The sequence below is a fragment of the Rhodopseudomonas infernalis genome (assembly GCF_022271405.1).
GTDB lineage: Bacteria > Pseudomonadota > Alphaproteobacteria > Rhizobiales > Xanthobacteraceae > Rhodopseudomonas > Rhodopseudomonas infernalis.
Window position 1 is genome coordinate 30544 of sequence record NZ_JAJNAL010000015.1, and the last position, 20751, is coordinate 51294.

19 protein-coding genes are annotated in these 20751 nt (G+C 65.4%); 5 read left to right on the forward strand and 14 right to left on the reverse strand.

What is annotated here, in order from left to right; all coding sequences use genetic code 11:
* Positions 1–139: 139 nt before the first annotated feature.
* The 4 genes from LPW26_RS12255 to LPW26_RS12270 all read left to right on the forward strand — a co-directional run bounded on the left by LPW26_RS12255 (position 140) and on the right by LPW26_RS12270 (position 3270).
* Positions 140–409, forward strand: coding sequence for a hypothetical protein (locus LPW26_RS12255; RefSeq protein ID WP_238735542.1), 270 nt, complete (start codon positions 140–142; stop codon positions 407–409).
* Between the two features lie 759 nt (positions 410–1168).
* On the forward strand, positions 1169–2311 hold the full coding sequence (locus LPW26_RS12260; protein ID WP_238735544.1) for a type III PLP-dependent enzyme: 1143 nt from the start codon (positions 1169–1171) through the stop codon (positions 2309–2311).
* Between the two features lie 199 nt (positions 2312–2510).
* On the forward strand, positions 2511–3101 hold the full coding sequence (locus LPW26_RS12265) for a GNAT family N-acetyltransferase (RefSeq protein ID WP_238735545.1): 591 nt from the start codon (positions 2511–2513) through the stop codon (positions 3099–3101).
* Between the two features lie 10 nt (positions 3102–3111).
* Positions 3112–3270 carry a hypothetical protein gene (locus tag LPW26_RS12270; protein ID WP_238735546.1) on the forward strand — a complete coding sequence of 53 codons (159 nt, stop codon included), beginning with the start codon at positions 3112–3114 and terminating at the stop codon, positions 3268–3270.
* A 184-nt stretch (positions 3271–3454) separates the two neighbouring features.
* On the opposite strand, the gene LPW26_RS12275 is transcribed toward LPW26_RS12270, so the two are convergent.
* The 6 genes from LPW26_RS12275 to LPW26_RS12300 all read right to left on the reverse strand — a co-directional run bounded on the left by LPW26_RS12275 (position 3455) and on the right by LPW26_RS12300 (position 10095).
* The gene (locus tag LPW26_RS12275) at positions 3455–4648 is read right to left on the reverse strand and encodes a CaiB/BaiF CoA transferase family protein (protein WP_238735547.1); all 1194 of its coding nucleotides are present in this window, start codon (positions 4646–4648) and stop codon (positions 3455–3457) included.
* A gap of 88 nt (positions 4649–4736) precedes the next feature.
* Positions 4737–5945, reverse strand: coding sequence for an ABC transporter substrate-binding protein (locus tag LPW26_RS12280; protein WP_238735548.1), 1209 nt, complete (start codon positions 5943–5945; stop codon positions 4737–4739).
* 466 nt (positions 5946–6411) lie between these two features.
* Positions 6412–6900, reverse strand: a complete 489-nt coding sequence (gene cynS / locus LPW26_RS12285) for a cyanase (protein ID WP_238735549.1) — start codon at positions 6898–6900, stop codon at positions 6412–6414.
* Between the two features lie 43 nt (positions 6901–6943).
* Positions 6944–7858: an ABC transporter ATP-binding protein gene (locus LPW26_RS12290; RefSeq protein WP_238735551.1), complete on the reverse strand. Its 915-nt coding sequence runs from the start codon at positions 7856–7858 to the stop codon at positions 6944–6946.
* A 5-nt stretch (positions 7859–7863) separates the two neighbouring features.
* On the reverse strand, positions 7864–8703 hold the full coding sequence (gene ntrB, locus LPW26_RS12295) for a nitrate ABC transporter permease (RefSeq protein ID WP_238735552.1): 840 nt from the start codon (positions 8701–8703) through the stop codon (positions 7864–7866).
* A gap of 3 nt (positions 8704–8706) precedes the next feature.
* The gene (locus LPW26_RS12300) at positions 8707–10095 is read right to left on the reverse strand and encodes a CmpA/NrtA family ABC transporter substrate-binding protein (RefSeq protein WP_238735554.1); all 1389 of its coding nucleotides are present in this window, start codon (positions 10093–10095) and stop codon (positions 8707–8709) included.
* Between the two features lie 190 nt (positions 10096–10285).
* Between LPW26_RS12300 and LPW26_RS12305 the strand changes: the two genes are divergently transcribed.
* The gene (locus LPW26_RS12305) at positions 10286–12223 is read left to right on the forward strand and encodes a sigma 54-interacting transcriptional regulator (RefSeq protein ID WP_238735555.1); all 1938 of its coding nucleotides are present in this window, start codon (positions 10286–10288) and stop codon (positions 12221–12223) included.
* A gap of 232 nt (positions 12224–12455) precedes the next feature.
* Here LPW26_RS12305 and LPW26_RS12310 read toward each other — a convergent pair whose 3' ends face one another.
* From LPW26_RS12310 to LPW26_RS12345, 8 genes are all read right to left on the reverse strand, one after another.
* Positions 12456–13856, reverse strand: coding sequence for an amidase (locus tag LPW26_RS12310; protein ID WP_238735557.1), 1401 nt, complete (start codon positions 13854–13856; stop codon positions 12456–12458).
* A gap of 236 nt (positions 13857–14092) precedes the next feature.
* Complete coding sequence (locus LPW26_RS12315; protein ID WP_238735558.1) at positions 14093–14854, reverse strand: SDR family NAD(P)-dependent oxidoreductase; 762 nt, start codon at positions 14852–14854, stop codon at positions 14093–14095.
* Between the two features lie 79 nt (positions 14855–14933).
* The gene (locus LPW26_RS12320; RefSeq protein WP_238735559.1) at positions 14934–15659 is read right to left on the reverse strand and encodes an ABC transporter ATP-binding protein; all 726 of its coding nucleotides are present in this window, start codon (positions 15657–15659) and stop codon (positions 14934–14936) included.
* Positions 15649–16368 (reverse strand): ABC transporter ATP-binding protein, encoded by a 720-nt coding sequence (locus tag LPW26_RS12325; protein ID WP_238735560.1) that lies wholly within the window; start codon positions 16366–16368, stop codon positions 15649–15651. Before LPW26_RS12325 ends, LPW26_RS12320 begins: the two co-directional genes overlap by 11 nt.
* A gap of 2 nt (positions 16369–16370) precedes the next feature.
* Entirely contained in the window at positions 16371–17444 is a 1074-nt protein-coding gene (locus LPW26_RS12330; protein ID WP_238735561.1) for a branched-chain amino acid ABC transporter permease, read from the reverse strand.
* A 13-nt stretch (positions 17445–17457) separates the two neighbouring features.
* Positions 17458–18324, reverse strand: a complete 867-nt coding sequence (locus tag LPW26_RS12335; protein ID WP_238735562.1) for an ABC transporter permease subunit — start codon at positions 18322–18324, stop codon at positions 17458–17460.
* A gap of 134 nt (positions 18325–18458) precedes the next feature.
* On the reverse strand, positions 18459–19697 hold the full coding sequence (locus LPW26_RS12340; RefSeq protein ID WP_238735565.1) for an urea ABC transporter substrate-binding protein: 1239 nt from the start codon (positions 19695–19697) through the stop codon (positions 18459–18461).
* Between the two features lie 42 nt (positions 19698–19739).
* On the reverse strand, positions 19740–20738 hold the full coding sequence (locus tag LPW26_RS12345; RefSeq protein WP_238735568.1) for an acetamidase/formamidase family protein: 999 nt from the start codon (positions 20736–20738) through the stop codon (positions 19740–19742).
* Between the last annotated feature and the right edge of the window lie 13 nt (positions 20739–20751).

Consider the following 20751-nt stretch of genomic DNA (forward strand, 5'->3'; position numbering starts at 1 on the left):
TGCCGGGATTATTCGTTCCCTGCGCCAGATGCCCAGTTGCTGCGCCCAAGTGCTGACACTTTACGGGATCATCGCCTTGCGCTTGCCGCGGCGGCCATTTTCGGAGAGATTGCGCGCCGCCCGAGAGGATTTGAGACCAATGAACAAGACGTCAGCCCCGACCGCCTCCCGCCAGATCGCCTGGCCGAGCGTCGTCACCGTCATCAGCGCCGCGATCCTGATCGGAGCCGAAGTGTTCGGCGCTGCTTTCGCCGGCGGCTGGGCGCTCGCGATCCTGTTCGGTCTCGACGAGACCTCGACTCACATCCTGCAGGCGGTGCTGTTCGTCCTCGGTGTCGTGGTGATGGCTGGCTTCGTCCGCAATGCGCAGCGTATCGAGCCGTTCTTCAAGCGCTCCCGCGCGCGATAGTCGCAAGCGGCGCCGGCGCGCGGCCGCCGCGTCGTTAACTTCATCTTCATGGCCGCTCGACGCCGCGCTCGTCGTCAGTTCGAGTTATGCCTGTCGCACAGCGCTTTCTGTGATTGTGACAGCACCAGCGCAGCGGCCCTGAGCTTCAGCACTTGTTAGTCACCTTGAACAGACGTTCATGTTGGCGCGTGTACTGCGTGGCTGATCAGCAACGCTGAGCGACGGCGTTGGAAAAATCTCGCGCGCGGCCAAAAAAAATCTTGCGGACCAGGACTGAAACACCTATCTCCGGTCTTGCCCAATTTCGCACGTGCCTGTGGTCGTGTGTCGATCGGTAGGTATCCGGACAAGAGGCCGGACAGCCGCCAAGGGATGAAGAAGCCGAGGGTCGCCTGATCGCAAGGTCAGTGGCCAGCATCTCTCTCAAGAGATGCCGTTGAAGGTAACTTCTTCTCTTGCAACCGTGATCGGCAGCCGGAGGCGAACCGGCGCACCCCGCTCTCAACGGGGGACGCGACTTAAAGCAACGACGGAGCGGGCTTTTTTGGTCTCTGCTGGCTTTCCATCAGCCAGCGCGAATACCGAAGAGGCTTGTCCTTCATTGCCAGGCGAGCGGGCGGGAGCACTCCCAACCAATCGACGGCAGACCTGTCTTCCCGAGCTGACCGCTCGTCGCGCCTCCATCGCGTGACGGCGTCGCAGTCGTCGGGACGGCGTCACTGTTGAACGCGTCCGTCGCTGGGCGTTTGGGAGAGTGCCATGACCGAACGTATTCGGGATTTTCTGCGCGACCGTCGCACCAATGGTCTGGATGTCGAGCCCTGCCTCGTCGTCGACCTCGAGGTCGTGCGCGACAACTTCTCCAGCTTTGCCAAGGCGCTGCCGGACAGCCGCGTGTTCTACGCGGTGAAGGCCAATCCGGCCCCGGAAGTGCTGTCGCTGCTGGCTTCGCTCGGCTCGTGCTTCGACTGCGCCTCGGTGCAGGAGATCCAGATGGCGCTGGCCGCTGGCGCGACCGCCGATCGCATCTCGTTCGGCAACACCATCAAGAAGGAGCGCGACATCGCGCGCGCCTTCGAGCTCGGCATTCGCCTGTTCTCGGTCGACTGCACCGCCGAGGTGGAGAAGATCGCGCGCGCGGCGCCGGGGTCCAAGGTGTTCTGCCGTATCCTGTACGATTGCGCCGGCGCCGAGTGGCCGCTGTCGCGCAAGTTCGGCTGCGATCCGGAGATGGCGGTGGACGTGCTCGATTCGGCCAAGCGTCTCGGCCTGGAAGCCTATGGGATCTCGTTCCATGTCGGCTCCCAGCAGCGCAAGGTGAAGGCGTGGGACCGTGCGCTGGCGATGGCCGCGACCGTGTTCCGCGACTGCGCCGAGCGCGGCATCACGCTCTCGATGGTCAACATGGGTGGTGGCTTCCCGACCAAGTATCTCAAGGAAGTCCCGCCGGTGGTGCAGTACGGCCGCTCGATCTTCCGGGCGCTGCGTAAGCACTTCGGCAACCAGATCCCGGAGACCATCATCGAGCCGGGCCGCGGCATGGTCGGCAACGCCGGCGTGATCGAGACCGAAGTCGTTCTGATCTCGAAGAAGAGCGACGACGACGAGGTGCGTTGGGTCTATCTCGACATCGGCAAGTTCGGCGGTCTCGCCGAGACGATGGACGAGTCGATCCGTTACGCCATCAAGTCTCGCCACGACGGCGCCGAGATGACGCCCTGCGTGCTCGCCGGCCCGACCTGCGATTCGGCCGACGTGATGTACGAGAAGATGCCGTACCCGCTGCCGGTGACGCTCGAGATCGGCGACAAGCTGCTGATCGAAGGCACCGGAGCGTATACGTCGACCTACTCGTCGGTGGCTTTCAACGGCTTCCCGCCGCTGCGGACCTACCACATCTGAGTATTCACCTCCTCGCTTGCGGGGAGGTCGGATAGCGGGAAAGGGCGGCTCGCGTCGCCCTCACCCCGGCCCTCTCCCGCAGGCGGGAGAGGGAGCAGAACAATTGAGGCCGGCTTGCCGGCCTCTCCCTGTCACATCGCTATCTGCTGACAACATGCTGCCGGCGCGGTTCGCCGGATAGCGTGGGGATCGACGTGCCATGACCAACGTTCTCGCCACCAACCTGACTGCCTTGAACGTCGCAGCTCTCCCGTTCGCGATCCGTGCGGAAAAGAGCTCCGATATTGCTGCGCGTGAGAGCCTGTTGGATGCGTGCTTCGGCGAAGGCCGGCATGCGCGCACCTGCCAGCGTTTGCGCGATGGACGCGCGCCCGCCGAAGGCCTCGCCTTCTCGGCGGTCCGTCAAGGCCGGCTGGTGGGGACTGTGCGTCTTTGGCATGTCGACGCAGGGGGCCGAGCCGCACTCGTGCTCGGCCCCCTCGCCGTCGATTCGTCGTGCCGCGAATTCGGCCTCGGCGGCGCGCTGATGCGCGCGGCGCTGGCCGAAGCCGCGGCGCGCGGCCACGGCGCGGTGATCCTGCTCGGCGATGCACCGTACTACGCGCGGTTCGGCTTCTCGGCCGACAAGATGGCTGCGCTGGCGCTGCCGGGTCCGTTCGAACGCGACCGCCTGCTCGGCCTCGAACTCCGCGAGGGTGCGCTCGACGGCGCGGCCGGCCTGATCGTCGCGACCGGCGTTGCCGCCAAGCCGGCGCGCGCCGAACGGTCGCGTCTTCGCCGCGCCGCGTAAGGAGGGTCCGATGCGTTTTCCCCGTCCGACCCACCGCGTCTTCGGGCGCCGCGATCCGGCCAAGCGCCCGCGCGTCACCGCACTGGTGCTGACCGTGTTCGTGCTGAAGATCGCCGTCGACGCCTGGCGCCGCCGACGGACCCGCAGTCCGGAGACGACGACGGCGTAAGCCCCGCGTCGCAGCCCGCCCCCTCTCCCGCGTGCGGGAGAGGGCCGGGGTGAGGGCGCCCCGGGCAGTGAGGCTGTGATACGCGGAGAGGAGTGCCCTCACCCGGATCGCTACGCGATCCGACCTCTCCCGCAAGCGGGAGAGGTTGCGCCGTGGGCCGCCGCAAAGGGGAGCTGGCGCCGCCTCATCCCTCCGCGACTGCGCCGGCCTGCACCAGCCCGTCAATCTCGGCAGCGCTGAAGCCGGCCTCGGTCAGCACTTCGCGCGAGTGTTCGCCGAGACGGGGCGGCACGCGGTGCAGATTGGGCGGGGCTTCGGAGAATTTGGTGGCGGGGCGGGCCTGGCGGATCCTGCCTTCGGTCGGGTGATCGATCGCGGCGAAGTAATCGACCGCCTTGAGATGCTCCTGCTCGGCGATCTCGCTGATCCGCGCGAACGCGGTGTGCGGGACGTCGAGCCACAGCAGCAGCTCCTGCCACTGCGCCGTGGTGCGGCTCGGCGCGATCTCGTTCATCGCCGCGTAGATGCGGTCGATGTTTTCGGAGCGCGCCACCGGATCGCGCACCTGCAACTCCTCGATCAGTTCGGGCCGTCCGACCGCCTCGAAGAACGCGCACCAATTGTCGCCCGAGTACGGCAGCATGGTGATCCAGCCGTCCTTGGTACGGGCCGGCCTGCGCTCCTTCATGCGCTTGTAGCCCGAGGGGCCGATCGGCGGATCGAACGCGTAGCCCCCCAACATCTCGATGCTGTTGAAGCCCGCGATGGTCTCCAGCATCGGCACCTCGACCAGTTGGCCCTTGCCGGAGCGTTCGCGGCTGAACAGCGCCGTCGACACCGCACCGGCGAGAGCCTGGCCGCAGATCTTGTCGCCGACCAGGCTCGGCACGAATTGCGGCTCGTCATCAGAGCCGATCGACGAGGCGAGGCCCGACGCCGCCTGGATGATCTCGTCGAAGGCGGGCCGCTTGGCCCACGGCCCGTCCTGGCCGAAGCCGGTCGCCGCCGCATAGATCAGACGCGGATTGAGGGCGCGACAATCCTCGTAGCCGAAACCGAGCCGCGCCATCGCGGCCGGGCGCACATTGGTGAGCAGCACGTCGGCGGTGGGGATCAGCCGCTGCAGCGCCGCCTTGCCGTGCGGATGCTTGAGGTCGACCGCCAGACTGCGCTTGTTGCGGTTCACCGCCATGAACTGGCCGCTCATGCCGCGATTGCGGAACGCGCCGGTGTAGCGCCACATGTCGCCGGCCAGCGTTTCGACCTTGATGACGTCGGCGCCCCAGTCACCGAGGATCGCCGCCGCATAGGGGCCGAACAGCACGCTGGTGAGATCGAGAATGCGAATGCCGGCGAGCGGCCCGGTCGGTGCGGTCATGATGGTTCGCAATGAGAGGGAATGGGGACGATCGTGCCTGGCTTGGCGGCACGATCGGTGATAGCTGAGGCCGCTCGCTCCGAGCGGACTACTCGCTCAGCACGTCGCCGAACAGCTCCCAGGACGTGCCGTTGAAACGCGCCATCTGCAGCTGCCGGATCGGGATGCGCTGATCCGGAGACATCTGCAGCTTGATGCCGGGCAGCAGCATCGGCAGCTCGACAGCATTCAGCGACTCCGCCTGCTTCATCAGGTTCGCCCGGGTGAGATCGTCGCCGGCGCGCTTCAGGACCAATTCCATCATCTGCGCGAAGGTGTAGCCCGAGACGTTGAAGACGTCGGCCGGATCGGCGCCGGGATTGTAGGTCTGCATCCAGGCGCGCCATTGCTGCATGCCTGGATCGTTGGCCCAGCGCGGATCGCCCGGGTCCTTCAGATAAGCGCCGGTGACGATGCCGACCGCATTCTCCAGCCCCGCCGGCTTCAGCACCGAGCCGACCGAGTTTGACACCGCCGGCAGGATGATCTGCGGCTTCCAGCCGAGCTCGGCTGCCTTCTTGATCACCTGCGCGGCGAATTTCGGCGTGCATTCGTTGAACAGCACGTCGGCCCCGGCGGCCTTGAACTTGACGATCTGCGAGTCGACGGTCGGGTCGGTCGACTCGTACACCGCCTCCGACACGATCTGGTTCACATGATCTCCGAGGCCTTCCTTGAAGCCGGCGAGATAATCGCGCCCCGCTTCTTCGGCCGGCGTGATCACCGCGATCTTGGCGTTCGGTTTGTTGGCGAGAATCCACTTCGCGTAGATCTTGCCCTCGGTCTTGTAGGTCGGCTGCGAACCGGTGCTCCACGGAAAATGCGCAGCGTCGTTCCAGCGGCTGGCGCCGCTGAACGGAAACAGCTGCGGCACTTTCTTGACGTTGAGATATTTCTGCACCGCGATATTCGGGCCGGTGCCGAGATTGGAGAACAGCGCCAACACTTCGTCGCTCTCGACCAGCCGGCGCACCTGCTCGACCGTCTTGGAGGGCGAATAGGCGTCGTCCATGCTGAGCAGCTCGATCTTGCGGCCGTTGATGCCGCCCTTCTCGTTCAGCATCTTGAAGTAAGCGGCCTCGGCGCGGCCGATCACCGAATAGGCCGACGCCGGCCCGGAATACGGCATGGTCTGGCCGAGCTTGATGACGCTGTCGGTGGCACCGGGGTCGTAGCTGCCGCCGGCCTGGGCCGTGCCGCCGCCGGCTGTCGCGAGCAGCGCAGCCGTCACGACCAGCATTCGCCGAAACTGTCTCATGCAGGTTTCCTCCTCATTCCGCCCCGCATCGTCTGCGCGATGCTTGCGGTGTCGCTCCCTCGCAACCTCGCGGCCGCGATGCGCGGCCGAGCCGGCATTGCCGGCGCCAACACGCGCTTGTTGGTGAGCCGGGCGGCTCACATCTTGCAGCAAACATACATGCTGGCCCGCCATTGAGACGTCCCCTTGACCGCGCATCCGTATGTGTTTTTTGCAGGCTCGGGATTTGGCTCGATTCAAGGGACGGCCGGGCAACGAGCCCACGCCGTCCGATCGGCACCTGCCTCTCAACTCGTCATGGCCGGGCTCGTCCCGGCCATCCACGCCTTGCCGCGTATCAGGACCGTAAAGACGTGGATGCCCAGGCCTCCGCCGCGCCGAAGCGGCTTCGGCCGCGCAGGCGGGACAAGCCCGGGCATGACGGAGTCTGTGATTGTTGGGACGTGGCGTGGCGTGGCGCCTCGCCTCACTCCTCCTTGAAGCCGTATTCCTGATTGTTGCCGGTCGCGCCGTAATATTTGTACGGCAGGAACTTGCCCGACATCGTGATCTTGACGCGGTCGCCCTTCGGGTTGGGCAGGCGGTCCATCACCATGTCGAAATCGATCGCCGACATGATGCCGTCGCCGAATTCTTCCTCGATCAGCGCCTTCCAGGCCGGACCGTTGATCATCACCAGCTCGTAGAAGCGATAGATCAGCGGGTCGGTCGGCGGCATGGTGATGCCCTCGCCGCGCATCGGCACCTCGTTGAGCATCGTGGTCTCGACCTTGGAGAGCCCGAACAGCTCGGCGGCGGCGGCGGCCTGCGGCTTGGTCAGCTTCATCTGGCCGAGGATCGCGCCGACCACCAGCACCTCGGAATGGCCGCCGATCTTTTCGCAGATGTACTTCCAGGTCCAGCCCTTCTCGCGCTTGAGGTCGACGAGCTTTTCGGTGAGTTGCGCACGCTTCATGATGGTCTCCTTGGCAGGTCAGCGATAATCGGGAGGGATGTGGTCAGCGGGCGCGGAGCTGCGCCGCGCCGGGAACGGCGACGCTGCTTCCTTGCGGCACCAGCGCCGGCTCGACGAGGCCGGGCCGCACCAGCGGCACGCTGCGCGGATCGTGCTGCGGATTCTCGGCCGCGAAGGTCTTGCTGCGCGTCACCAGGAAATCGATGATGTGATTACGCAGCGCGTAGTAATAAGGATGCCGGTGCAGGTCGATGCGGGCGCGATCCTTCGGCAGCGGGTTCTCGACGATCTCGGCCACCACGGCGCCGGGTCCGTTGGTCATCAGATAGATTTTGTCGGCCAGATACATCGCCTCGTCGACATCGTGGGTGATCATGAAGGTGGTCTGGCCGGTCTCGAGACAAATGCGGCGGACCTCGTCCTGCAGCGAACCGCGGGTCAGCGCGTCGAGCGCCGAGAACGGCTCGTCCATCAGCATGATCTTCGGCGTGATACTGAGTGCGCGGGCGATGCCAACGCGTTGCTTCATGCCGCCCGAGAGTTCCGACGGCCGCTTGTGTTCGGAGCCGGTGAGGCCGACGAGGTCGATGAACTGCTGCGCGTGGGCGCGGACCCTGGCCTTGTCCCACTTGCGCCATTTCGAACTCACCGCATAGGCGACGTTGCCCATCACGGTGCGCCACGGCAGCAGCGCGTGGCTCTGGAAGATCACTGCGCGGTCGAGGCTGGTGCCCTCGATCGCCTGCCCATCGACGATCACCGCGCCTTCGCTCGGCTCATCGAGCCCGGCGAGGATGTTCAGCACCGTGGTCTTGCCGCAGCCCGAGTGCCCGATCACGCAACCGAACTCCCCGCGCGGCAGCGACAGCCACAGATCTTCGAAAATCGTGGTAGCTCCGCCACCCGCAGCCGGATAGCGCTTGGCGATGCCTTCGATCGAGATGAACCTGTCGACCATGGCGCTCACTCCGGAAACGTCACAAGACGCGTGAATCGCGCCAGGATCTGATCGAGCAACATCCCGACCACCCCGATCGACAGGATCGCGATGATCACGTTCACGATCGACAGATTATTCCACTCGTTCCACACGAAGTAGCCAATGCCCGTCCCCCCGACCAACATCTCGGCGGCGACGATCACCAGCCAGGCGATGCCGATCGAGATACGCATGCCGGTGAGGATGGTCGGCGCCGCGGCCGGCAGGATCACCGTGAAGGCACGGCGCACGGTGCCGACTTCGAGCGTGCGGGCGACGTTGACCCATTCCTTGCGCACCGAGGCGACGCCGAACACGGTGTTGAGCAGCATCGGCCAGATCGAACAGATGAAGATCACGAAGATCGCCGACAGACCGGAGTCCTTGATGGTGTAGAGCGCCAGCGGCATCCACGCGAGCGGCGAGATCGGCTTCAGCACCTGGATGAACGGATCCAGCGCCTTGCTCATCAGCGGCGACATCCCGATCAGGAAGCCGAGCGGGATCGCCACGATCACGGCGAGCAAGTAACCGGCCGCCACCCGCGCGATCGAATAGCCGAGCTGGATGCCGAGCCCCTTGTCGTTCGGCCCGTTGTCGTATAACGGGTGCCGAAGGTGCTCCCACAGCTTGGCGCCGACGTCGAGCGGGCCGGGCATTGCCGATTTGCCCTGCGTGGCGGTGAGCCCCATCAGCTTGGCGTATTCGGGACTCATCGCCGCGGTCGCGCCGGTGCCGCGCGTCGCCAGATGCCAGACGCCGATGAAGCTGAGAAACAGCAGAATCGAGACCAGCGCGGCGCGCAGCGTGAGAGACTTCGCCATCGCTTACGATGCCTTCTTGATCTTGAAGCTGGCGAGATAATCGTCGGGCTTTTCGGGATCGAAGCTCTTGCCCATCACGGTGAACGACTTGTACGCGGTGGTCGGCGGCGTCAGCCCCATCTCCTTCATCACCTTGGCGGTGTCGGTCGCGAGATAGACCTGCTCGGCGACGGCCTTGTAGTCGACGTCGCCCTTGATCTGCCCCCAGCGCTTCATCTGGGTCATGATCCACACGGCGAAGGACTGCCACGGGAACGGATCGAAATCGACCCGCTTCGGATCGGTCTTGATCTCGCCGAGGCCGTCCGCGTAGGTGCCGGTGAGCGACTGCTCCACCACCGTCACCGGCGCGTTGAGATAGTTCGCCGGCGCGATCGCCTCGGCGATCGATTTGCGGTTCTCCGCCTTGGAGGCGTAGGCGGTGGCGTCGACGATGGCGCGTGTCAGCGCCGCGAACGAATTCGGCGCGGTGGTGATGAATTCGCGGCTGGCCGCGAAGCTGCAGCACGGATGCCCGTCCCAGATCTGCTTGGACAGGATGTGCATGAAGCCGACGCCGTCATAGATGGCGCGCTGGCAGATGTTGTCGGGCGCCAGGAAGCCGTCGATATTGTCGGCGCGCAGATTGGCCACCATCTCCGGCGGCGGCACCGAGCGGATCTGGACGTCCTGATCCGGATCGAGGCCGTGCTCCGCCAGGTAGTAGCGCAGCAGGTAGTTGTGCATCGAATAGTCGAACGGCACCGCGAGCTTCATGCCCTTCCACAGCTTCGGATCGCGCTTGTCCTTGTGCTTGGTGGCAAGCGTGATGCCCTGGCCGTTGATGTTCTCGATCGCCGGCACGGTGAACGGCACCGCGTTGGCGCCGAGCCCGAGCGTGATGGCGATCGGCATCGGCGCCAGCATGTGGGCGGCGTCGTATTCCTTGTTCATCGTCTTGTCGCGCACCACCGCCCAACCGGCGGTCTTGACGACGTCGACGTTGAGGCCGTGCTTGGCGTAGAAGCCCATCGGCGCGCCCATGATGATCGGCGTCGCGCAGGTGATCGGGATGAAGCCGACCTTGAGGTCCTTCTTCTCCAGCGGGCCACCCTGCGCGAAGACTTCGGTCGCGGTTGCCAGCGGGAAGACCTGCGAGATCGCCGCCAGCGCGGTGCCGGCACCGACCGCCTTCAGGAAGGCGCGCCGCGAGGCGTCCTGCGGAAACATCGCGCGCATCACCGCAGAGGCGACCACGCCCTCGAGCCGCTTGTCCTCACTCTCCAGCATCGGCTGCTGCGCCAGCATCGCGCCATCGGCCGCATGGTCGGCCTCGGTGGCGTGCCGGCCGCAGCTGCATCCGCCTGCGCCGAGGCGGCGGTTAGGATCGAACGGATTGTCGAATGTGGACATGAGGCCCTCCTGCGGTGATGCGGCCGGCGGGGATGCGTGATGCGCATTCGCCGATCATTCCGCTTCTCAAACGCAAGGAGTGTGCCAGCCCCTCGATCGCCGGCTTTCAAGGATATAGCGCGGTTTGCCCAGTACGAGATTTCGTAATATACGAGATTTCGTAGGCCGGTTACGAAATTTCGGAGCGAACATGGACGTTTCCCTGTCAGCACCCGATGACGCCATTGGCAATCCCGAATTGCGGGCACGCGCCTTCGGCGGTCTTCCCGAAGCCACCCTGCTGCTCGATCCGGCCGCCGACCGGATCGTCGACGTCAATGCCGCAGCCTGCGCGCTGCTAGGCCACGACCGCGCCAACCTGCTGGCGATGCGGATCAGCGCGCTGCACGAGGCGCAGCAGTTTCCGACCCTGATCGTGTTCACCCAGGCGGTGTTCGATCGCGGCGCTTATTGGTCGCACGCGCTGACGCCGACCCACGCCTCGGGAGCGGCGCTGCGTGTCGAATATGCCGGCCGGCGCCTGGAGCATCAGGGCCGCACGCTCGTCCTGCTGACGATGAGCGATCTCGACCAGCGCCATCGCCGCCATGTCGATGCCGCGGCCGACGACTACATCCACGACGGCCTGCCGGCCTGGCAGCGCGTCGAGCGGATGTTCCAGAACATCGAGCGCGAGAACCAGCTGATCTTGAGCGCCGCGGGCGAAGGCATCTACGGCGTCAATGCCGAGGGCAAAGCCACCTTCGTCAATCCGGCCGCCGAGCGGATGCTGGGCTGGACCGCCGAGGAACTGGTCGGCCGCTCGATCCACGCGGTGATGCACCACACTCACCACGACGGGCGTCCCTACCCTGACCAGGAATGCCCGATCTACGCGGCGTTTCGCGACGGCGCAGTCCACACCGTCGACGGCGAGGTGTTCTGGCGCAAGGACGGCAACCCGGTCTGGGTCGAGTACACCTCGACGCCGATCCGCGACCGCGGCGGTGACGTCGCCGGAGCCGTGGTGGTGTTTCGCGACGTCAGCCAGCGCCGCGAGGCCGACGAGAAGCTGCACGCGGCGCTCGCCGAGGTCGACCGGCTGCGCGAACGGCTGCAGCTCGAGAACGATTACCTGCAGGAGGAAATCCGGATCGAAACCAATCCGCGCGGCATCATCGGCCAGAGCGAGGCGATCCAGACCACGCTGCGGCAGGTCAAGCTGGTGGCGCCAACCGCAGCCGCGGTGCTGATCACCGGCGAATCCGGCACCGGCAAGGAGCTGATCGCGCGCGCCATCCACGAGGCGAGCACGCGCAGCGGGCGGCCGCTGATCCGCGTGAATTGCGCCGCGATCCCGCGCGAATTGTTCGAGAGCGAATTCTTCGGGCACGCCCGCGGCGCCTTCACGGGCGCGCTGCGCGATCGCATCGGGCGCTTCGAACTCGCCGACGGCGGCACGCTGTTTCTCGACGAGGTCGGCGAGATTCCGCTGGAGCTGCAGGGCAAGCTGCTGCGCGTGCTGCAGGAAGGCCACTTCGAGCGCGTCGGCGACGAGCGCACCCGCAAGGTCGACGTCCGGCTGATAGCCGCAACGAATCGCGACCTCAAGCAGGAGGTGCAGCGCGGACGTTTTCGCGAAGACCTGTACTTCCGGCTCAACGTGTTTCCGATCGAGTCGGTGCCGCTGCGCGACCGCCGCGAAGACATTCCGCTGCTGGCGCAGCACTTCCTCACCAGCGAGCGCCGCGAAATGAAGTCCGAGCTGAGGCTGTCGCAAGGCGACGTGCGCCGGCTGATGCGCTACGACTGGCCGGGCAATGTCCGCGAGCTGCAGAACGCGATCGAACGCGCCACCATCCTGGCGCAGAACGGACGGCTGCGTCTCGATTTGCCGGAATCGGCGGGTCCGCAGGCCCCCGCCAGCGGACGGCAGAAGGTCGAAGCCCCGCCGACGGTGATGACCGCGGCGGAGCTACGCGACCTGGAGCGCGCCAACATCATGGCGGCACTGCGGGCCTGCAATGGCAAGGTGTTCGGCCAGGACGGCGCGGCGGCGATGCTCGACGTCAAGCCGACCACGCTGGCGTCGCGGATCAAAGTTCTGAACATCCCGTCAGCGCGCTCTTCGGAGCCGGCCCGTCCCTGATCGTGTCAGGTCCACCGGGTTAAAGACTCGTTCTGCTTCTGCTAGAAACACCGCCGTCATCCTGAGGTGCCCGCTGGGCCGCGCTCCGGCGCGGCGCTGCGGGCCTCGAAGGATGTTGACGCAAACCTCTTGGCCGCATCCTTCGAGGCGCGCGACGCGCGCACCTCAGGATGACGACTCCGCGCTTGAGGAGACGGCGACGCTTCGATCAATCGATGAAGCGTCTCGCCGCTCATGCGATCGGCGGACGCCTGGTGTGCCAATCGGTGATCGACTGATAGGCATGCCCGGCGCGGGCCAGCACGTGCTCGGACAGATGCGGTCCGACGAGTTGGAAGCTCAGCGGCATCGCATCGCTGGCCATGCCCATCGGCATGGTGATGGTCGGGCTGCCGCTGAAATCGAACGGCGCGGTGAAGCGCAGGATGTTCAGCAGCACATTGGGATCGGCGCCGTATTCACCCATTTTGGTCAGGGTCGGGATCGGCACCGGCATGGTCGGCACCAGCAGCAGATCGATGTCCTCGAACAGCGCCGCCAGCGCGCCGGAGAATTTCAGCCGCTCGTGATGGATCGCGGCGATCTCGACGCCGGTCACCGTATGGCCCTGCTCGATCAGTTGCGCCAGATCGGGGCCGTAGTCCTGCTTGCGCGAATGGTACGTCGCCAGATGCGCCTCGGCGGTTTCCACCGAGCACATCGGAATCCACTGGCTGACCAGCTTCTGATAGTCGGGGAATTTCACCTCGCGAATGCTGGCGCCGAGATCCGCCAGCGCACGCTCGGCTTCGCCAAGCGCCGCCACGACCTGCGGATCGATGCCGTCCTGCGTGTAGCTGCGATCAACCCCGATCCGCAGCCCGCGCACGCCCCCGCCAAGCTGCGCCAGATAGTTCGGCACCGGCGCCTGCAGCGCGGTCGGGTCGTTCGGATCGGCACCGGCGATCACACCGAGCATCGCCGCCGCATCGGCCGCGCTGCGGCACATCGGGCCGACGTGGTCGAGCGAATCCGCCAGCGGAAACACGCCGTAGCGGCTGACGCGTCCCCAGGTCGGCTTGATACCTGTGAGACCGCAGGTCGCCGACGGAAACCGAATCGAGCCGCCGGTGTCGCTGCCGATCGCGCCGTAGCAAAGCCCCGCGGAGGTCGCGACGCCCGAGCCGCTCGACGACGAGCCGACCCAATGATCGAGGCTCCACGGATTGAGCGGAGCTGTGTCGTCGGGGTGGTGGCTGGTGTAAGCCCCCTCCGTCATCTTCAGCTTGCCGATCGAAATCGCGCCGCCGAGTTCGAGACGGTCGACGACCGTCGCATTGAAAGACGGAACGAACTTGGCGTGGATCATAGTGCCGCCGCCGGTCGGGGCGAAGCTGGTGTAGCACAGGTCCTTCAGCCCGATCGGCACGCCGTGCAGCGGCCCGCGATCGATCCCCTTGGCGATTTCGTCATCGGCCCGGTGGGCGTGCTGCAACGCGCGTTCGCCGAGCACCGTCATGTAGGCGTTGAAGCGCTTGTCGAGCTGCGCGATGCGATCGAGCGAAGCCTGCGTCACCTCGGAGGGCTTCAGCTCCTTGCGGCGATAGAGATCCGACAGTTCGACGATGGACTTGTAGTGCAGATCCGCAGTCATTGTTGACGCCTTGTTTGTTGGGTTCGTTTCCTCATGCGGCGCGGTCCAGAGACCGCGAGGCTCTACTGCGTCGCCAGAGTTGACGCTTCCAGCGACGTCGCCCGCCCCGTCATTGCGAGGAGGCGTAGCCGACGAAGCAATCCAGCGCGGTGCACGGGCTTCTGGATTGCTTCGCTTCGCTCGCAGTGACGGGGAGAGTCCGTCGTTTCACTTCGAAATTAGTCTTCCGCCCGGCGCTAGAACTGCACGCCCTTGGTCAGCGCGCCGTCGACGACGAGGTTGGTCCCGGTGATGAAGCTCGCCGCCTTGCTGCCGAGGAACACCACGGCGTTGGCCATCTCCTGCGGCGTGCCCATGCGGCCGGTCGGGTTGAGCGCGAGCGCGGCCTTGTATAGTTCGGGATTGCCGTCCTTGATCTGATTCCAGACGCCGCCCTCGAAGTAGGTGTTGCCCGGCGACACCGAATTGGCGCGGATGTTCTTGGCGGCGAGTTGATAGGCGAGGCCTTGCGTGTAGTGAATGATCGCCGCTTTAAACGTGCCGTAAGGCCCCGCGGCGAAATCGACTTCGCGGCCGGAGACGCTGGAGATGGTGACGATCGCACCGGCGCCGCTCTTTTCCAGATACGGCATCGCCGCATCGACCAGCCGCACCGTGCCCATCATGTCGGTGGCGAATTCCTTCTCCCAGCTCTCTTCGTCCTGCCCGATCGCGAGCGCGCTGACATTGGCGACGATCACGTCGACGCCGCCGAGTTTGCTCGCCATGTCGGCGACCCACGCCTTCAGCGCTGGCCCGTTGGCGACATCGACCGCGCCGCCGAACGCCGCGACGCCCTTGGCTTTCAGCGCCGTGACGGTGGCATCAACCTCGGCCGCGTTGCGCGCGCAGATGCCGACGTCGGCGCCTTCGGCCGCGAACGTCTCAGCCACAGCCCGGCCGATCCCCTTGGTGCCGCCGGTGACCAGCACCTTGGCGCCCTTCAATCCCAGATCCATGTTCGTCTCCCACTGTGGCCGGCCGCCCGGGTGCGGCGGCTCCCCGATACAATCGATGATTGCGCCCGCTCGCCGCGCGTCACAGCAGCAGCTGCGCCCGCACCTTGTCTTCGTTGACGTCGTCGCCGACCAGCGAATGGGTGATGCGGCCTTTTTCCATGATGTAGCAGCGCTGCGCGATGGCCAGGATGGTGTCGAGATTCTGCTCGACGAACACGATCGTGGTGCCGAGCTCATCCCGGAATGATTTGAGCGCCTCGCAGATGTGCTGCACGATCGACGGCTGGATGCCTTCGGACGGTTCATCGAGGATCATCAGCGCCGGGTTGCCGATCAGCGCCCGCCCGATCGCGAGCTGCTGCTGCTCGCCGCCCGACATGGTGCCGGCCGCCTGCCTGCGCCGCTCCTTGAGTCGCGGGAAGTACTCGTAGACCAGTTCGGGCAGCTTCTTGCCTTTCGGCCCGCCGATCAGTTCGCCGACCTGTAGATTCTCCTCGACGGTCATCTGCGGGAACACGTCGCGGCCCTGCGGGATGTAACCGAAGCCGGCGCGCGCCCGCGCATCCGCCTGCAGCGGCGTGACGTCGCGGTCCATAAAGGTGATCGAACCACGCCAGCTATCGAGCAGGCCGATGATGCAGCGCATCAGCGTCGACTTGCCGACGCCGTTGCGGCCGATCACCCCGACGATCTCGCCGCGATAGACCGTCATGTCGACGCCCTGCAGGATCGGCGTGGCGCCATAGCCGGCCCACAGGCCCGAGACGTCGAGGATGCGATCGGCCGGCGCGTGGTCAATGGGCATGGGTTTTCCCGAGATAGATTTCGGCGACCTGCTCGTCGTTGAGGATCTCGTCGAGACTGCCGCGCGCAAAAATCTTGCCGAGATGCAGCACGGTGACGCGCTGGGCGATCTGGCGCACGAACGCCATGTCGTGCTCCACCACCAGCACCGTCATGCCCTCGGCGTTGAACGACTTGATCAGCTCGCCGGTCTTGTAGGTTTCTTCCGGCGACATGCCGGCAGTCGGCTCGTCGAGCAGCAACAGTTGCGGCCGCAGCGCCAGCGCCATGCCGATCTCCAGCCATTGCTGCTGACCGTGCGACAACGCACCCGCCATCTTTTCGGCATCGGCGGCGAGGCCGAGGAGCTCGAGCAGACGCTGCTCTTCGAGCGCACGCTCCGCGCCGGAGACGCGATCCTGCAGCGCGATCTGGATGTTCTGCTGCACCGGCAGTTCCTTGAACACGCTCGGCGCCTGCATCTTGATGCTCATGCCGCGCTGAACACGCGCGAACGGCCGCTCCGCGGTGACATCGACCGAGTCGAACAGGATGCTGCCGGCGGTCGGCGGAAACAGGCCGACGATCAGTTTGAACAGCGTGCTCTTGCCGGCGCCGTTGGGGCCGATCAGGCAATGCACCTCGCCGGCCTTCACGCTGAGATCGACATCGGACACCGCGGTGAGACCGCCGAACCGCTTGGTGACACCTTTGACTTCGACCAGCGACATGCTCACACCTTGTCCGGCTCGAGTTGCGGCTGGTCACGCAGGTCCGTCCCCGCACCTCGTTTGCTCTGCCGCGCCACGCGATCGGCCACGAACTTGCCGATGCCGAGCACGAAGCCTTGCGGCGCCGCCATCACGGTGGCGAGCAGCAGCGCGCCCATCAGCACCAATGCGGCCTGTTGGCTGTAGACTGTAATGGTCTGGAAGCCGAACAGCAGCAGGAAGGAGCCGACCAACGTCGCCGTCAGGTCGCTGCGGCCGGAGAACGCCACCCAGACGATCGGCATCGCGGCGGCCGGCAGGCCGATGCTCGACGGCGTGATGAACTGCCCCCACGAGGTGTAGAGCGCGCCGCTGAGGCCGGCGAGGCCGCTGCCGATCACGAAGGTCAGGAGCTGATATCTGCGGACGTCGTAGCCGAGCATTTCGGCGCGCTGCGGATTCTCGCGGGTGGCGACGATGACGTTGCCGATCCCGGAATTCACCAGCATCCGCAGCGCCAGATAGACGACGACGATCAGCGCCACCATCACATAGTATAGCGCCGAGCCCTCGATATAGAGGTCGCCGATCGCCAGCGGGTCCATGCCCTTCATGCCGTTGAAGCCGTTGAGGCGGGCGTCGCCGATCCGCCATTCCGGGCCGGCGGTCTGGCCGAGAAAGAAGGCCAGTACCAGCGTCGCCGATAGCGTGACGATGCCGAAGAAGATGCCGTTGATGCCGCCCCAGATCATGAAATAGCCGAGGATGCCGGCCGCGATCATCGCGACGACGACCGACAGCAGCAGCGCTGCGATCGTCGTGGTGCCGCCGCCCATGTTGATCGCCAGTACGCCGTACGCATAGCCGGCGATGCCGAAGAACAGCGTCTGGCCGAACGACAGCATGCCGCCATAGCCCCACATCAGGCACAGCCCGAGGGCCATGAAGATCCAGATCAGGAAGTAGGAGAAGTTGCCGACGTCGTAGGAATCGGCGAACAGCGGATAGATGAGCGCGCCGGCCAGGACGGCGACGAAGCAACCCCAGAACACGCGGCCGCGCCCCAGCGTCTGCGGACCTTCGAGCAGTTTGAACATCATCCCTCTCCGCTCAACGTCCGCGCCGCGCCAGCACGCTGGACAATCCTTCGGGCAGCACCCGGATGATCAGGATGACGGCAACCAGCATGCCGATCTGGCCGATGATCTGGCCATAGCTCGCGTTCAACGTCATCCGGATCGCCGCCAGCAGCAGCGCCGCCGGCGCGGTGCCGAGCAGCACGTTGGCGCCGCCGATCACCACGGTGACGAAACTCTCGACCACGAAGGTTGCGCCCATCGTCGGGATCAGCGTCATGGTTGGCGCATACAGCGCGCCGCACAGGCCGGCGAGGCCGGCGCCGATGCCGAAGCTGATCGCGTAGATCCGCCCGGTGCGCGCGCCGAGCGCCCGTGCCATCGCGGCGTTCTGCATCGTCGCCCGCGCGATCACGCCGAACCGCGTCTTCATGAACACCACGTAGAGCCCCGCCAGCACCGCGACCGCGGCGCCGAACAGCACCAGCCGATAGGTCGAGAAGGTGTAGGCGCCGATCGCGAAATTGCCCTCGGGCGTGCCGATGCCACGCACCGACGAGCCGACGATCAGCAGCATGGATTGCGTGACGATCAGGCTGAGGCCCCAGGTCGCGAGCAGCGAATCCAGTGGCCGCTTGTAGAAGCGGCGGACGATGAAATATTCGACCACGACGCCGATCAGGCCTGCCGTAATCGCAGCAGCGACCTGCGCGATCGGCAGCGGCACACCGAGGTTGACGAGGCCAACGGTGACGTAGGCGCCGCACATGATGAACTCGCCGTGGGCCATGTTGATCACGCCCATCATGCCGAACACGATGGCGAGGCCGGCGGCCGAGAGGATCAGGAAGGCGAAGACATCGGCGAACTGATAGAAGACCGAGAACACTTCAGCCGACATCTTGGTCTCCTGGTTGCGAGGATCGGCGCCGCCGCACTGCGGCGCCGAGGTGGTGGTGATCCGTCACGCGATCAGCCCCGATAGTCTTGCAAGTTCGATGCCGCTGCGCGTGAGGGATGCCATAGCAGTCGCTCTCACGACTTCTTCGGCAGATGGCTCGGCGTGTACTGATCCTTGTCGTTCTTCTTGGTGAGATCGCAGCCGATCTCGCCGAGCCAATACGGCTGGATCGTGCCGTAGTCCTTCTCGACCTTGACCTCGTGCTTCGGCCCGACCGAAATCAGGCGCATGCGGTGCGAGGTGTGCTGGCTCTTGGGATCGATGCAGACCTTGCCTTCCGGCGCATCGATGCAGGCGTCACCGGTGGCGATGACCTTGCGCAGATCCTCGAGCTTGGTCGACTTCGCCTTCTCCACCAGCGTCTTGTACATGTAGAGCGCGTTGTAGGCGTTGTAGCCCATGTCGTTGATGTACATCTCGTCCGGGAACTTGGCCTTCCAGCGCTTCTTGAACTCGTTGGCTTCGGGCGTATCGATTTCCTCGAACCAGTTGGCGGTGGCGTGCATGTTGTTGAGCGCCGGCGGCTTGAAGCGCTTGTGCTCGAAGCCGAGCATCACCTTGATGGACGAGCCCATCGGCAGATTGAGGTTGGCGGCCGCCGCCTGCTCGAAGAACGAGTCCTGCGCGGCGCCGACATTGATGGTCAGCAACCAGTCCGGTTTGGCCTTCTGGATGTTCTGAATGGTCTGGGCGAATTGCGAGACGCCGAGCGGGATGAACTCCTCGCCGACCACTTCGCCGCCGAGATCCTTCATGATCTTGCGGTTCCACTCCGCCGAGATCTGGCCGAAGTTGTAATCAGCGGCGATGACGTAGACCTTTTTGCCGAACTTCTCGACCATCCAGGGGATCAGCGTCGAGAACTGCTGCTCGGGCACCGCGCCCATGCTGATCATGCTGGCGTCGCAGACGCCGCCTTCATACTGGTTGGTGTAGAAATACGGCGTCGTGGTGCGATCGACGATCGGGCGCACCGCTTCGCGCGACGCCGAGGTGATGCCGCCGATCAGCACGTCGACCTTGTCGCGGTTGAGCAGGCGGCGGGCGAACTCCTGATAGCGCGCGTTGTCGCCCTGCGGATCGAGATGGATCAGCTCGATCTGCCGGCCCATGATGCCGCCGCTTTTGTTGATCTCCTCGACCGCGAGCTGCGAGCCGTGCAGCTTCGGCATGCCCATGAAGGCGAGGTCGCCGGAGATGTCTTCGAGCAGGCCGACCTTGAGCGGCGGATCCGCCGCCAGCGCAGCGACCGGCGCAACGGCGCCGAGCGCGAGGCCGAGCAAGGCCGTGCGGAGCAGATGTCTCGTTTGCATGTCTGATCGTCCCCTTTGGTGAAGCCGCGCTGAGAAGCCGAGTTAGGTCTTCAGGTAATTCTTCAGGATCGACGCGCCCATCGTGTATTTGGGGTCGACCATGTTGCCGAGGCGGATGCGGCCGGCCTGGCTGAGCAGCATGTAGGCGTCGATCTCGTCGAACCCGTAATCGGCCGCCATCCAGCGCGTCAGTTCGCGATAGGCGATGCGCGCCGCGTCCTCGAGCGGGCGCGCGCTGCCGATCGTCATGATGAAGTCCTTCGTCTCCAGCCGCGGCCAGGCAAAGCTCCAGTTCTTGATCAGATCGACCTGGAGCGTGACGGTGGCGCGCTGTTCGAGCGCCACGCCCGATAGTTCGCCGTCGCCCTGCGTGGCGTGGCAGTCGCCGACATAGAGCATGCCGCCGTCGGTATGCACCGGGAAGTAGATCACCGCGCCGGGCGCGACGTCCGGCAGGTCCATATTGCCGCCGTGATAGTCCGGCTGCAGCGACGAGATCGCCTCGATCTCCGGCGATACCCCGATGGTGCCGATGAACGGCTCGTAGGGCAGCGTGATCTTGTCACTCCATTTCACGCCGTTGCGGTCGACGTGCAGTTTCTTGACGCGCTCCGGCAGCGGCGGATTGAGCAGTGCGGTCGCCGCGGTGCCGACCAGGCCGCCGAATTCCGGCATGATGCAGGTGGTGCCGGCCGGCTGCTCGCCGCGGGTCTCGACATCGCGGATGTAGATCGCCAGACAATCGCCCTTCTTGGCGCCGTTGATGGCGATCGGGCCGCATTGCGGATTGAGATAGGGGAAGTTCAGCTTCGCGGTCGGGCTGTCGCTCTCGCTGGTGATCACGCCGCCAAACGCGTCCTCGGTCTCGACCACGACGACGGAGCCGGGATCGATCGTCAGGGTCGGCTTGGCGTAGGGCCCGTAGACGTAGTGAAACGCGCCCTGCTGTTCGATCGTCAGGCTGTGCGAGGCGCCCGCCGCCCCTTTGGCGACGCCGCGCTGCGCCATGATCGAACTCTTCAACCAATCTTCCGACGACATGAGAACTCCTTCG